Raw genomic sequence first — 14,086 nt, 5'->3', positions numbered from 1 at the left:
CCGGCTTCTCGGGGACGGTCTTGGCTCATTTTTGATAAGCCGCAACCGCCTTAAACGGTTGGCAACATGGCCGGAAAAAGATGGCGGACGGCTGTGTGAGGCGTCGCCAGGCCCTCTGGAATGCGGCTTGCACCATCAGGGGGCATGATGTGCCGCGTAGCATACCCGTGTGCGGGGTCCCTGCCCAGCAAAAAGTGGTGCGAGGTGTTTCAGCCCGGACGCACAGGGCGCAGGCATGACCACCAGAACACCCAGCCGAGGATTTCCAGCTTCTGCACGCGACGTTGATAGGCTGTGTAGCGTTCGCTGGGGTGGTTGAGGCGGTCATGGCTGTGCAGGCACAGCGTGCCGTTGTGGCCAACGGAGAGACGCTGCACTCGCAGACGGCCATTGTGCAGCAGCGCATAGCACTCGCCCTCCACGACCCGGGTAAAGCCGCAGTCGATAGCCAGCAGGGCGCCTTCGGGCAGCAGGGGGGCCATGCTGTTGCATGGCATGCCGAGGCAGATGGCGTTTGCCGTTGTGACCTCCAGGGCCTCCAGGGCCCGGCGGGGGACCGGCTGGTAGTGCCCGGGCAGAACTTGCAGACGGCCCTGCTCCAGGTGATGCAGGGGCAAATGCGCCATGTCCGTGTCCAAGGCCAGCAGTGGCGGCGGCAAGGGACTGGCAGAACAGGTAGATCGGACGGGGCGAAGCGGGGTCGGATGCTTCGGGCCTTCGCCACTGCGCAGCCAGCGCATGCGGACGCAGAACAGATCGGCTATCTCCTCGAGTCGGGCTTGGGGCACGCCGCGTTTGAACCAGTTGTTGACGTGCTGCGGCGTGATCTTGCGCTGGGCGGCAAAGTCTGAAGGGGTCAGGTTGCACTCCAAAAGGAGGGCTTTGAGACGGTCGCCGGATGTTTTCATGACAGCGAGTCTATAGTTCCTTGAAGTGCGTGGAAATCAACCCGATGTCGAAGTGATCTGTAGGAAACGTGTTGAATTGTAGGGTGCGCCTTAGGATTGCGTAGGATAAGTCGATAGGCCGCCAGGCTGCGGCGAATGTCCATAAAAAAAACCCTGCCGGAGCAGGGTTTTCTTCGTGTCAGGTTCAGCCCTTGTAGGCTGCGACCGATTTGGTGATCGCGGCGCGGGCGGCGTCTGCGCCTTCCCAGCCTTCGATCTTGACCCACTTGCCCTTCTCGAGATCCTTGTAGTTCGCGAAGAAGTGCTCGATCTGCTGGATCAGCAGGGTAGGCAGGTCGGTGTATTCCTTCACGTCGACATACAGCTGCGACAGCTTGTCGTGAGGAACGGCGATGACCTTGGCGTCGCCGCCACCGTCGTCGGTCATGTTCAGCACGCCAACGGGACGGGCGCGGATCACCGAGCCTGGGGCGACCGGGTACGGGGTCACGACCAGCACGTCCAGCGGATCACCGTCGTCGGCCAGGGTGTTGGGGATGAAGCCGTAGTTGGCCGGGTAGAACATAGGGGTGGCCATGAAACGGTCGACGAACAGGGTGTCGCTGTCCTTGTCGATCTCGTATTTGATCGGCGCGTGGTTGGCCGGGATCTCGATGGCGACGTAGATGTCGTTCGGCAGGTCTTTGCCGGCTGGAATCTTGCTGTAGCTCATTGGGCAATGCCCCCGTGTTTGATCAAAAAAGTGGCGGCGATTATAGGCACATTCCCACAGTGGGTGCCACGCCCGGCCTGATGTGCGGCTTTCAGCCGTGGCTGGCGCGGTAGTCCGGGTGCTCGGCCTGCAGACGTGCCAGGCGGCCCAGCGGATCCTGGCGGTAGAACAGCGACAGCTGCTGGTAGACCTTCGGGTAGGCCTCATGCAGCAGGTCGGGTGCGCTGAAGAAGTATTCGCTGGTGACGGCGAAGAACTCGGCCGGGTTTTCCGCGGCATAGGGGTCGATGGCCGTCTCGGCGTCGGGGTTGGCGTCGAGCTGGCGGTTCAGGTCGTCGTAGGCCTGCTGCATGGCCTGGGCCCAGTCCTCCACGCGCATGCCGCTGTGCAAGGGCGGCAGGCCGTTGGCATCGCCGTTGAGCATGTCCAGCTTGTGCGCCAGTTCGTGGATGACCAGGTTGTAGGCTTCCCAGCCGCCGCTGCTCAGGACGCCGGGCCAGGCGAGGATCACCGGTCCCTGCTGCCAGGCTTCGCCGCTGTGCTCGGCGTCCCAGGCATGCTCGACCCCGCTGCTGTCGCGGTGGCGCTGAGGGCTCTTGAAGTCGTCGGGGTAGAGGATGATCTCGTGGAAGCCCTGGTACCAGTTCAGCTCGCCCAGGTGCAGCAGCGGCAACTGGGCCTGGGCGGCGAGGAACAGGCGCTGCTCGTCGTCCAGCTCGACGCCGGGCAGGGTGGTCAGGTGCTTGTCGTGCAGGAACAGCACGCAGGCGTCACGCAACCAGCGGTCTTCTTCGTCGCTGATGCCGTCGAGCAGCGGCAGGCGATCACGGATCACCTGCCACAGCTGTGGATCGACCGGATAGCGGGCCAGGGTGCGCCGGCGCCGCCAGGCGCTGAACGACCACATGCCCAGGTCAGTGGGCCTTGGCCGTGCGACCGAAACGGCCGCGCAGCAGTCCAAGGATCATCGGTATCAGCGACAGCAGGATGATCGCCACCACCATCAGCGACAGGTGCTGCTTGATGAACGGCACGTTGCCGAAGAAGTAGCCCAGGGTCACCAGGCCGCCCACCCACAGCAGCGAGCCGGCTACGCTGAAGGCCAGGAAGCGCGGGTAGTGCATGTGGGCGATACCGGCGACGAACGGCGCGAAGGTACGCAGGATCGGCAGGAAGCGCGCCAGGGTGACGGTCTTGCCGCCATGGCGCTCGTAGAACTCGTGGGTGCGCTGCAGGTAGTCCTTGCGGAAGATCTTCGAGTTGGGGTTGCGGAACAGGCGTTCGCCCGCCGTGCGCCCGATCACGTAGTTGGTGCTGTCGCCGAGGATTGCCGCGGCCATCAGCAGGCCGGCCAGCAGTACCGGGTCCATCCCGCCACCGGCGGCCACGGCGCCGGCGATGAACAGCAGCGAGTCACCCGGCAGGAACGGCATGATCACCAGGCCGGTCTCGCAGAAGATCACGGCGAAGAGTATGGCGTAGATCCAGGGACCGTAGTTGTTGACCAGCAGATCGAGGTAGGCATCGAGATGCAGGATGAGGTCCAGCGGGTTGAAATCCATGTACAGCACCTGTGTTCTTGACCCGCTTCTACGGGCACGCGATGACGGACAGTGCCATGGTTGGGGAGGTTTACCGGTTGTGCCGGTAACTTTTCGCACATGACAGGAGGGGGATTATACGGCGAAGTCCGGATTGTGCCCGGAGAGTTTGTAGCGGGGGGTTACGACAATATGGGGGCATACGGTTTCGTGGGAGCGGGCTTGCCCTGCGATAGGGGCGTCCTGGCAATCGCGGGGCAAACCCGCTCCCACACTGCACGATATGCCGACGTATCGATCAGGCTCTGGGCGAAATTTTCCGTACGGACTTCAATCCTGGCTGATCGGCAGGATGTAGTTCTCGAACTCGGTGTCCTTGCGAAAGCCCATGGATTCATAGGTCTTGCGCGCCACCTCGTTGTCGCTGCTGGTGGACACGCGCATGCGCACGGCGTTGGATTTCTTGGCCATCTTCTTGGCCTCGCGCATCAGGTTGTCGGCCACCAGCATGCGCCGCGAGTCTTCGGCCACATAGATATCGTTGAGGATCCACACGCGCTTGAGCGACAGCGATGAGAAGCTCGGGTAGAGCTGGCAGAAGCCCATCAGGCGGTCATCGCCATCATCCGGCAGGGCCAGGTAGATGATCGATTCCTTGCGCTTGAGGCGTTTTTCGAGAAAGGCCCGCGAACTGTCCGGGTAAGGCAGTTGCCCATAGAACTCGCGGTATTTCACGAACAATGGGGTGAGCAGGTCAAGGTGTTCCAAGGTTGCCTGGATGATGCGCATGGGCGGGCCTCTGAGTCCATTGGGAATACGGCGGATTGCCAGCAGCGTCCACTGGCATGCTGCCTAAAGCAGGCTAGAAGCGCAATCCGCCTTCGGTGACATGTTTTTTACCCTTCACCGAGCAGGAAGTTTCCGTTTTTCCCGGCAGAATCTTCGCTGTCGATACTAGGGACCTCGGCTTCGTCCTTCAGATTCACCCCCGACAGCTGGCGCCTGCAGGCCTCGCGCATCAGGTACAGCAGGCGATGAGCGGCCATGCCGTAGCTCAGGCCTTCGAGGCGCACATTGGAGATGCAGTTGCGGTAGGCGTCGGTCAGGCCGACCTTCGGCGCGTAGGTGAAGTACAGGCCCAGGCTGTCGGGTGAACTCAGGCCTGGGCGTTCGCCGATCAGCATCACCGTCATGCGTGCGCCGAGCAGCTCACCCACTTCGTCGGCCACCGCGACCCGGCCTTGCTCCACCAGGATTACCGGGGCGCTGCTCCAGCCATCGGCGGCGGCCTGTTCCTCGAAGCGGCTCAGGAAGGGCAGGGTGTGGCGGTGCACGGCCAGCGCCGACAGGCCATCGGCAACAACGATGGCCAGGTCGACGCCGCCAGGGTTGGCCTGGGCGTGCTCGCGCAGACACTGGGCCGAGCCCTCGTGCAGGCGTCGGCCCAGGTCCGGGCGTTGCAGATACTGGTGGCGGTCGCTGGCGGCGCTGTGCAGCAGCATGCTGTCGCGCCCGCGCTCGCTGAGTTGCTGGCGCAGGCCGACGTGGTCGAAGGGCAGGTGCACGGCGTCGCGGGCCTGGGCATGGGCGAACTGGAAGTCCAGTTGGGCGCCGGTCGGCAGGCTGATGCCGGTGCGGCCCAGGGCGATGCGTGCTGGCGTCAGGTTGCGCAGGGCCAGCCAGGGGTTGTCGGGGGTGGGGGTGTGTCGTTCCATGCTCACCTCTAGGCCAGCTGTGCCAGGGCCTGGCGGAAGGCCGCCGGCAGGTTGTCGCCGAAGCGGATACGGCCATCGGCCTGGGTGAAGATACCGGTACGTTCCAGCCACGCCTCGAATTCCGGCCCGGGCTTGAGGCCCAGGGTCTGGCGGGCATAGAGCGCGTCGTGGAACGAGGTGGTCTGGTAGTTGAGCATGATGTCGTCGGAGCCGGGGATGCCCATGATGAAGTTGATCCCGGCCACGCCCAGCAGGGTCAGCAGGGTGTCCATGTCGTCCTGGTCGGCTTCGGCGTGGTTGGTGTAGCAGATGTCGCAGCCCATCGGCACGCCCAGCAGCTTGCCGCAGAAGTGGTCCTCGAGGCCGGCGCGGATGATCTGCTTGCCGTTGTACAGGTACTCCGGGCCGATGAAACCGACCACGGTGTTGACCAGGAACGGCTTGAAGTGCCGGGCCACCGCATAGGCGCGGGTTTCGCAGGTCTGCTGGTCGACGCCGTGGTGGGCGTTGGCCGACAGGGCGCTGCCCTGGCCGGTCTCGAAGTACATCAGGTTCTGCCCGACCGTGCCGCGCTTGAGTGACAGGCCGGCCTCGTAGCCCTCCTGCAACACGTTAAGGTTGATGCCGAAGCCGGCGTTGGCCGCTTCGGTGCCGGCAATGGACTGGAACACCAGGTCCAGCGGCACGCCGCGGTTCATCGCCTCGATCGAGGTGGTGACGTGGGTCAGCACGCAGGACTGGGTGGGGATGTCGTAACGCTGGATGATCGCATCGAGCATTTCCAGCAGCGCGCAGATCGAGGCGATGCTGTCGGTGGCCGGGTTGATGCCGATCATCGCATCACCGTTGCCGTACAGCAGGCCGTCGAGAATGCTCGCGGCGATACCGGCCGGCTCGTCGGTGGGGTGGTTGGGCTGCAGGCGCGTCGATAGCCGCCCGCGCAGCCCCATGGTGCCGCGGAACGCGGTGACCACGCGGATCTTCTGCGCCACCAGCACCAGATCCTGCACGCGCATGATCTTCGACACTGCGGCGGCCATTTCCGGCGTCAAGCCGGGGGCCAGGGCCCTGAGGCTGTGTTCGTCGGCCTGGTCGCTGAGCAGCCAGTCGCGCAAGCCGCCGACGGTCAGGTGGCTGACCGCGGCGAAGGCCGCGGCATCGTGGGTGTCGATGATCAGGCGGGTGACTTCGTCCTGTTCGTAGGGGATCAGCGCTTCGCTGAGAAAGTGCTTGAGCGGGATGTTGGCCAAGGCCATCTGCGCGGCCACCCGCTCGCCGTCGTTGCTGGCGGCGACGCCGGCCAGGTAGTCCCCCGAGCGTGCCGGGCTGGCCTTGGCCATCACCTCCTTGAGGCTGTCGAAGCGGTAGACCTGGTGGCCCACGGTATGCGTGAAACTTGCCATACAGAATCTCCAGGGCGCCGCAGGGCTGGCCTGCGGCGCAAGTCGGCAATCAGTGCAGGGCCTCTTCGGCCTTCTGGATCGCGGCGAATTCCTCTTCCGGTGTACCGGCCACCAGGTGGTGGCGGCTGTAGAACGCAAAGTAGGCAATTAATACTGCATAGATCACCGCGGCGCCAATCACCACCCGCGGATCGACCAGGAAGCCGGCGACCACGGCGATACAGGCCAGTACCAGGGCCACGCTCGAGGTAAAGATGCCGCCGGGGGTGCGGTACGGACGCTCCATTTTCGGGCGGCGGATACGCAGGGTGATGTGCGCGGCCATCATCAGCACGTAGGACAGCGTGGCGCCGAACACCGCCACCAGGATCAGCAGGTCGCCCTGGCCGGTCAGCGACAGGGCGAAGCCGATGATCCCGGGGATCACCAGGGCCAGTACCGGGGCCTTGCTCTTGTTGGTCTCGGACAGTTTGCGTGGCAGGTAGCCGGCGCGGGAAAGCGCGAAGATCTGCCGCGAATAGGCATAGATGATCGAGAAGAAGCTGGCGATCAGGCCGGCCAGGCCCACCAGGTTGACGAAGCCGCCCATCCAGGTCGAACCGCCGTAGGCCTTCGACAGCGCCTCGACCAGCGGGTTGCCTGAGGCCTTGAGGGCTTCGGAACCGGCGCCACCGGGGCCGACCACCAGGATCAACAAGGCGAAGGCCAGCAGCACCAACATCGCGCCGATCAGGCCACGGGGCAGGTCACGCTTCGGGTTCTTGGTCTCTTCGGCGGCCAGTGGTACGCCTTCGACCGCGAGGAAGAACCAGATCGCGTAGGGGATCGCCGCCCAGACACCGACATAGCCGAAAGGCAGGAAGCTGCTGGCGCCGACGGCGTCGGTCTTGGCGATGTCGAACAGGTTCGCTGCATCGAAATGCGGCACCATGCCGATCAGGAACACGGCCAGGGCGATGGCGGCAACCGCGGTGATGATGAACATCAGCTTCAGCGCCTCGCCGACGCCGAAGATGTGGATGCCGATGAACACGATGTAGAAGGCCAGGTAGATCATCCAGCCGCCGATGCCGAACAGCGACTGGCAGTAGGCACCGATGAACACGGCGATGGCTGCGGGCGCGATGGCGTACTCGATGAGGATCGCCGTGCCGGTGAGGAAGCCGCCCCAGGGGCCGAAGGCGCTGCGGGCGAAGCCGTAGCCGCCGCCGGCCGTGGGGATCATCGACGACAGTTCCGCCAGGGAGAAGCACATGCACAGGTACATGGTGGCCATCAGCAGGGTGGCGAGGAACATGCCGCCCCAGCCGCCCTGGGCCAGGCCGAAGTTCCAGCCGGCGTAGTCGCCGGAGATCACGTAGGCCACGCCCAGGCCCACCAGCAGCACCCAGCCGGCGGCACCTTTTTTCAGTTCACGTTGCTGGAAATACTCGGAATTGACCTTTTCGAAGTCGACGGAGGAGCTTGCCGGCGCGCCGGCGGAATGATCGCTTGGCATGGATTCACCTGTTTTTCTTCTTGGTGGCCGGAAGGGTTTCGGGCCGATGGTGATAGGTACTGCAGGAAGCGAGCCAGAGCGGTTGCTGCACGGCAACCGCGCTTGGTTGATCGGCCTCATCGCGGGGCAAGCCCGCTCCCACGTGGGAGCGGGCTTGCCCCGCGATGATTCGTGCTTAGAAGAAGCCCAGCGGGTTGATGTCGTAGCTCACCAGCAGGTTCTTGGTCTGCTGGTAGTGGTCGAGCATCATCTTGTGGGTTTCACGGCCGACGCCGGACTTCTTGTAGCCACCGAACGCGGCATGCGCCGGGTACAGGTGGTAGCAGTTGGTCCACACGCGGCCGGCCTTGATTCCGCGGCCCATGCGATAGGCGCGGTTGATGTCGCGGGTCCACACGCCGGCGCCCAGGCCGAATTCGGTGTCGTTGGCAATCGCCAGGGCCTCGGCTTCGTCCTTGAAGGTGGTGACGCTGACCACCGGGCCGAAGATCTCCTCCTGGAACACGCGCATCTTGTTGTTGCCCTTGAGCAGGGTCGGCTGGATGTAGTAACCGCTGGCCAGCGCGCCTTCGAGCTGCTCCACCTTGCCGCCGGTAAGCAACTCGGCGCCCTCTTCCTGGGCGATCTTGAGGTAGGACTGGATCTTCTCGAACTGCTGCTGCGAGGCCTGGGCGCCGACCATGGTGTCGGTGTCCAGTGGATCGCCGCGCTTGATCTGCAGCACCTTCTTCATCACCACTCCCATGAACTGCGGGTAGATCGATTCCTGCACCAGGGCACGCGACGGGCAGGTGCACACTTCGCCCTGGTTGAAGAAGGCCAGCACCATGCCTTCGGCCGCCTTGTCGATGAAGCTCGGCTCGGCCTGCATGATGTCCTCGAAGTACACGTTCGGCGACTTGCCGCCCAGTTCGACGGTGGAGGGGATGATGTTCTCGGCGGCGCATTTCATGATGTGCGCGCCGACCGGGGTAGAGCCGGTAAAGGCGATCTTGGCAATGCGCTTGCTGGTGGCCAGGGCCTCGCCCGCTTCACGGCCGTAGCCTTGCACCACGTTGAGCACGCCCTTGGGCAGCAGGTCGCCGATCAGTTCCATCAGCACGGTGATGCCCAGTGGAGTCTGTTCGGCGGGCTTGAGTACCACGCAGTTGCCGGCGGCCAGGGCCGGGGCGAGCTTCCAGGCGGCCATCAGCAGTGGGAAGTTCCACGGGATGATCTGCCCGACCACGCCCAGCGGCTCGTGGATGTGGTAGGCCACGGTGGTTTCGTTGATCTCGGCGGCGCCGCCTTCCTGGGCCCGGATGCAGCCGGCGAAGTAGCGGAAGTGATCGACCGCCAGCGGGATGTCGGCGTTGAGGGTTTCGCGGATCGGCTTGCCGTTGTCCCAGGTTTCGGTGATGGCCAGCAGCTCGAGGTTCTGCTCGATGCGGTCGGCGATGCGCAGCAGGACGTTGGATCGGTCCTGCACCGAAGTGCGGCCCCAGGCATCGGCGGCCGCGTGGGCCGCGTCGAGGGCCTTTTCAATGTCTTCGGCGGTGGAGCGGGGGAACTCGGCGATCAGCTTGCCGTTGACCGGGGAGGTGTTCTCGAAATACTGCCCCTTCACCGGCGCCACGAACTCACCACCGATGTAGTTGCCGTAGCGGCTCTTGAAGTTGACCTTCGCGCCTTCGGTGCCGGGATGTGCATAACGCATGATGTGTCTCCTGGTCGTTGTGATTGTTGCGGAGTTACCAAGCGTAGAGCAAAGGTCGGGCCAGCGCCTGGAGGCCCTTGTTTATCAATGACTTGGGTCAAGTGCGGCGCCGCGATTGAAATGACCTGTGCCAGCCTCGGCACGGCCAGGGTGACATTTTGTACCCGTTGCGACACAGGCCGTGACCGCAGGGTCGGTGCAACGTTGCAAAGCGTTCACGCCTGGAGGATGCTGACGGCACGCTCTATCTGCGGAGAACAACAAGAAATGCAGAGCAATCCGTTCAGCCGCCATGCCCAGCAAGTGCTCACGGTCGCCCAGGGCCAGACCAGCGGGCCGGGCAGCGACCCGTCCATCGCCCGCTCCTGGCTGCGTTGCCTGGAGGACTACCACCTCGACCCCGCGCGGGTCCAGGCACCGGTGGTGCTCGAACACGGCCGCCTGCTGGAGAGCCGCGAGCGCCTGCGCCAGGTGCTGCAGATCGCCGACAACGAGATGAACAGCCTGCACCAGCAGTTGTCCGGTGCCGGGCACGCGGTGCTGCTGACCGATGCTCGCGGGGTGATCCTCAACTGCGTCACCGCGCCCAGCGAGCGGCGCATCTTCGAGCGTGCCGGGCTGTGGCTCGGCGCCGACTGGAGCGAGGCCCGCGAGGGCACCAACGGTATCGGTACCTGCCTGGTCGAGCGCCAAGCCCTGACCATTCACCAGGACGAGCACTTCCGTGGTCGCCATACCGGGCTGACCTGCTCGGCCAGCCCGGTATTCGACCCACACGGCGAGTTGCTGGCGGTACTCGATGTGTCGTCGGCGCGGCCCGATGTCTCGCGCCAGAGCCAGTTCCACACCATGGCGCTGGTCAACCTGTCGGCGAAGATGATCGAGAGCTGCTACTTCCTGCGCCACTTCGAGCAGCAATGGCTACTGCGTTTTCACTTGCAGGCCGAGTCGGTCGGGTTGTTCAGCGAGGGCCTGCTGGCCTTCGATGGCGACGGGCGGATCTGCGCCGCCAACCAGAGTGCTTTGAACCTGTTGGGGACCATCCGCGGCGGAGTGCTGGGCAAGCCATTGGACAGGTTCTTCGCCTGCAGCCACGATGAAATGTTCAGCCGCGCCACTCTCCAGGGCAGTACTGCCTGGCCGCTGCACACCCGCGACGGTCGCCAGGTATTCGCCAGCCTGCGCGGCCAGGCACGGGCGCCGGTGTGGTCGGTGCCGGTGGCCTTGCCCCAGACCGCTGCGCCGGGCATCTGCCTGCTCGATCCGGCCTTGCGCGAGGACTTCCGTCGCGCCGTGCGGGTGTTCGAGCGTGACGTGCCGCTGCTGTTGCGCGGCGAAACCGGTTGCGGCAAGGAGGCTTTTGCCCAGGCGGTGCACCAAGCCAGCGCACGCCGTGACAAGCCGTTCGTGGCGATCAACTGCGCATCGATCCCGGAGAGCCTGATCGAGAGCGAGCTGTTCGGCTATCGCGGTGGCAGCTTCACCGGTGCGCGCAAGGAAGGCATGCGCGGCAAGCTGCTGCAGGCCGATGGCGGCACCTTGCTGCTGGACGAGATCGGCGACATGCCGTTGGCGCTGCAGACTCGCTTGCTGCGGGTACTGGAAGAGCGCCAGGTGGTGCCGATCGGTGGTGAGCCGCAGGCGGTGGATGTGCGGATCATCAGCGCCACCCACCGTGACCTGCTGGAGCGGGTGGCGCACGGCGGGTTCCGTGAAGACCTCTATTACCGCCTCAATGGCCTGGAGGTGGCCCTGCCGGCGTTGCGCGAACGCAGCGACAAGGCGCCGCTGCTGGACTTCCTGCTGGCGCAGGAGGCCGAAGGACAGGTCATCGAAATCGAACCGAAAGCACGACAAGCGTTGCTGGACTTTGCCTGGCCAGGGAACGTGCGGCAGTTGCGCAATGTGCTGCGCACGTTGGTGGCGTTGTGCGAGGAGGGGCGGATCGAGTATCCGGACCTCCCGCAAATGGTGCGCAATGTGGGAGTGGGTCCTGCCAACGCCATCGCGGGGCAGGCTCGCTCCCACGATGGTCGTGTGTGTCTTGGCGATGCCGAGCGCCAGGCCTTGCTCAGCGCCCTGGAGGCAAACCACTGGCACATGACCCGCGTCGCCGAGCACCTGAGCATCAGCCGCAATACCTTGTATCGAAAACTGCGCAAACATGGCATAGCCAGGGCCTGCTGAGCGAAACAGCGGGTGCGATTTCCCTCGCCCTGGGCTACCCTGCCTCGACGTTTTGCGAGGTCGATCATGCACATTCATATTCTCGGTATTTGCGGCACTTTCATGGGTTCGCTGGCGGTGCTGGCCAAGGACCTTGGCCACCGTGTCACCGGCTCCGACGCCAACGTGTATCCGCCGATGAGCACCCAGCTCGAAGCCCAGGGCATCGAGCTGACCCAAGGCTACGACCCGGCCCAGCTGGAGCCGGCACCGGATCTGGTGGTGATCGGCAACGCCATGTCGCGGGGCAACCCGGCGGTGGAGTATGTGCTGAACAAGGGCCTGGCGTACGTATCGGGCCCGCAGTGGCTGGCCGACCATGTGCTGCAGGGCCGCTGGGTACTGGCCGTGGCCGGTACCCATGGCAAGACCACTACCAGCAGCATGCTGGCCTGGGTGCTGGAACACGCCGGCATGAGCCCGGGCTTCCTGATCGGCGGCGTGCCGCAGAACTTCTCGGTGTCGGCGCGCCTGGGCGATACGCCGTTCTTCGTGGTAGAAGCCGACGAATACGACAGCGCTTTCTTCGACAAGCGCTCCAAGTTCGTGCACTACCATCCGCGTACTGCGATCCTCAACAATCTCGAGTTCGATCACGCGGACATCTTCCCCGACCTTGCGTCCATCGAGCGGCAGTTCCACCACTTGGTTCGCACCATTCCCAGTGAGGGCCTGGTCATTCACCCGACCACCGAGCAGGCGCTGGAGCGCGTCATCGGCATGGGCTGCTGGACCCCGGTGCAGACCACGGGCGAGGGTGGCCAGTGGCAGGCGCGCCTGCTCAGCGCCGATGGCTCGCGCTTCGAAGTGCTGTTCGAAGGTCAGGCGCAAGGAGTGGTGGATTGGGCGCTGACCGGCCAACACAACGTCGCCAATGCCCTGGCCACCCTGGCTGCCGCCCGCCATGTCGGCGTGGCGCCGGCCATGGGTATCGAAGGCCTGAGCGCCTTCAAGAGCGTCAAACGCCGCATGGAACTGGTTGCCGAGGTTCAGGGCGTGACCATCTATGACGACTTCGCCCACCACCCGACCGCCATCGCCACTACCCTCGATGGCCTGCGCAAGCGCGTAGGCGAGGCGCCGGTGATCGCGGTGATCGAGCCGCGCTCCAACTCCATGAAGCTGGGCGCGCACCGCGACGGCCTGCCGGAAAGCGTCAACGACGCCGACCAGGTCATCTGGTACGCGCCGCCCAACCTGGGCTGGGATCTGGCCGGCACCGCCGCGCAGTGCAAGGTGCCGAGTGTGGTCGCCGACAGCCTCGAGGCGATCATCGAACGGATCAAGGGCCAGGCCCGCCCGGGTACCCATGTGGTGATCATGAGCAACGGCGGCTTCGGCGGCCTGCACGGCAAGCTGGCCGAGGCGCTGAAGTGAGCGGGCCGGAACGCATCACCCTGGCCATGACCGGCGCCTCCGGGGCGCAGTATGGCCTGCGCCTGCTCGATTGCCTGGTGCGCGAAGACCGCGAGGTGCATTTCCTCATCTCCAAGGCCGCGCAACTGGTAATGGCTACAGAGACCGACGTGGTGTTGCCAGCCAAGCCCCAGGCCATGCAGGCGTTCCTGACCGAGTACACCGGCGCGGCCGACGGGCAGATCCGCGTGTATGGCAAGGAGGACTGGATGTCGCCGGTGGCCTCGGGCTCCGGCGCGCCGGCGGCGATGGTGGTGGTGCCGTGTTCCACCGGCACCCTGTCGGCGATTGCCACCGGTGCCTGCAACAACCTGATCGAGCGGGCGGCCGACGTGACCCTCAAAGAGCGTCGTCAGTTGATCCTGGTTCCGCGGGAGGCGCCATTCTCGACCATCCACCTGGAGAACATGCTCAAGCTGTCGCAGATGGGCGCGGTGATCCTGCCGGCGGCACCGGGCTTTTACCACCAGCCGCAGACCATCGACGACCTGGTCGACTTCGTCGTGGCACGCATCCTGAACCTGCTGAATATCCCGCAGGACATGCTGCCGCGCTGGGGCGAGCATCATCATGGGGTCGATGATTGAGGCGGTTTGTGCTGGGGCTGCTGGTGTTGGCCCAGCTCGGTGGCTGCGCCACGGTCCGCACGTTGGATGCCAACAAGCCCGGGGCACCGGTGGTGTATGCCGGGACACGGCTTGACCTGTACGTGATCAATGGTGGGTGCTGTCCAGAAGATCGGTTCGGGGCCGAGGCGCCGGCCTATCCGGGGCTGGACCTTCCTGGGAGCGCGTTGCTCGATACGCTGCTGCTGCCGTTGTCGTTATTGACGGCGGCGGGGGTGGGGTTCAACGCTACCGGTGGGTTGTAACAGCATCGCGGGGCAAGTCGCAGCGGCGAACCGCCGCTCCCACGTCCTTGAGCGATAGCCCGTAGCGTGGGAGCGGGCTTGCCCCGCGATGGGCTTGATG

13 protein-coding genes are annotated in these 14,086 nt (G+C 64.8%); 4 read left to right on the top strand and 9 right to left on the bottom strand.

Going from position 1 to position 14,086, the window contains the following annotated elements:
* Positions 1-209: 209 nt before the first annotated feature.
* The 9 genes from C3F42_RS14210 to C3F42_RS14170 all read right to left on the bottom strand — a co-directional run bounded on the left by C3F42_RS14210 (position 210) and on the right by C3F42_RS14170 (position 9,473).
* Positions 210-908: an XRE family transcriptional regulator gene (locus C3F42_RS14210; protein ID WP_023629649.1), complete on the bottom strand. Its 699-nt coding sequence runs from the start codon at positions 906-908 to the stop codon at positions 210-212.
* Between the two features lie 184 nt (positions 909-1,092).
* The gene (ppa, locus tag C3F42_RS14205) at positions 1,093-1,620 is read right to left on the bottom strand and encodes an inorganic diphosphatase (RefSeq protein ID WP_104444563.1); all 528 of its coding nucleotides are present in this window, start codon (positions 1,618-1,620) and stop codon (positions 1,093-1,095) included.
* A 91-nt stretch (positions 1,621-1,711) separates the two neighbouring features.
* Entirely contained in the window at positions 1,712-2,527 is an 816-nt protein-coding gene (locus C3F42_RS14200; protein WP_094012297.1) for a zinc-dependent peptidase, read from the bottom strand.
* Between the two features lie 7 nt (positions 2,528-2,534).
* Positions 2,535-3,182, bottom strand: a complete 648-nt coding sequence (locus tag C3F42_RS14195) for a DedA family protein (RefSeq protein WP_094012296.1) — start codon at positions 3,180-3,182, stop codon at positions 2,535-2,537.
* 309 nt (positions 3,183-3,491) lie between these two features.
* Positions 3,492-3,950, bottom strand: a complete 459-nt coding sequence (locus C3F42_RS14190) for an N-acetyltransferase (protein ID WP_023629652.1) — start codon at positions 3,948-3,950, stop codon at positions 3,492-3,494.
* Between the two features lie 107 nt (positions 3,951-4,057).
* A complete protein-coding gene (eutC, locus tag C3F42_RS14185; RefSeq protein WP_094012295.1) occupies positions 4,058-4,876 on the bottom strand; it encodes an ethanolamine ammonia-lyase subunit EutC in 819 nt (272 codons plus the stop codon).
* An 8-nt stretch (positions 4,877-4,884) separates the two neighbouring features.
* Positions 4,885-6,279: an ethanolamine ammonia-lyase subunit EutB gene (locus C3F42_RS14180; RefSeq protein ID WP_104444562.1), complete on the bottom strand. Its 1,395-nt coding sequence runs from the start codon at positions 6,277-6,279 to the stop codon at positions 4,885-4,887.
* 49 nt (positions 6,280-6,328) lie between these two features.
* Entirely contained in the window at positions 6,329-7,777 is a 1,449-nt protein-coding gene (gene eat / locus C3F42_RS14175; protein ID WP_023631529.1) for an ethanolamine permease, read from the bottom strand.
* Between the two features lie 175 nt (positions 7,778-7,952).
* Positions 7,953-9,473 (bottom strand): aldehyde dehydrogenase family protein, encoded by a 1,521-nt coding sequence (locus C3F42_RS14170; RefSeq protein WP_104444561.1) that lies wholly within the window; start codon positions 9,471-9,473, stop codon positions 7,953-7,955.
* A 267-nt stretch (positions 9,474-9,740) separates the two neighbouring features.
* On the opposite strand from C3F42_RS14170, the gene C3F42_RS14165 reads away from it, so the two are divergent.
* The 4 genes from C3F42_RS14165 to C3F42_RS14150 all read left to right on the top strand — a co-directional run bounded on the left by C3F42_RS14165 (position 9,741) and on the right by C3F42_RS14150 (position 13,986).
* The gene (locus C3F42_RS14165) at positions 9,741-11,660 is read left to right on the top strand and encodes a sigma-54-dependent Fis family transcriptional regulator (RefSeq protein ID WP_094012294.1); all 1,920 of its coding nucleotides are present in this window, start codon (positions 9,741-9,743) and stop codon (positions 11,658-11,660) included.
* 66 nt (positions 11,661-11,726) lie between these two features.
* Positions 11,727-13,076 carry a UDP-N-acetylmuramate:L-alanyl-gamma-D-glutamyl-meso-diaminopimelate ligase gene (gene mpl / locus C3F42_RS14160; RefSeq protein ID WP_038707274.1) on the top strand — a complete coding sequence of 450 codons (1,350 nt, stop codon included), beginning with the start codon at positions 11,727-11,729 and terminating at the stop codon, positions 13,074-13,076.
* Positions 13,073-13,702: a flavin prenyltransferase UbiX gene (gene ubiX / locus C3F42_RS14155; protein WP_011532009.1), complete on the top strand. Its 630-nt coding sequence runs from the start codon at positions 13,073-13,075 to the stop codon at positions 13,700-13,702. The genes mpl and ubiX overlap by 4 nt, the downstream gene beginning before the upstream one ends.
* Positions 13,699-13,986 (top strand): YceK/YidQ family lipoprotein, encoded by a 288-nt coding sequence (locus C3F42_RS14150; protein WP_038707275.1) that lies wholly within the window; start codon positions 13,699-13,701, stop codon positions 13,984-13,986. The genes ubiX and C3F42_RS14150 overlap by 4 nt, the downstream gene beginning before the upstream one ends.
* Positions 13,987-14,086 lie beyond the last annotated feature (100 nt).

The organism is Pseudomonas sp. PONIH3 (genome assembly GCF_002934345.1).
Classification (GTDB): Bacteria; Pseudomonadota; Gammaproteobacteria; order Pseudomonadales; family Pseudomonadaceae; genus Aquipseudomonas; species Aquipseudomonas soli.
The sequence above is the reverse complement of the archived record's forward strand: the minus strand, read 5'-3'. Positions and strand labels throughout refer to the sequence as shown.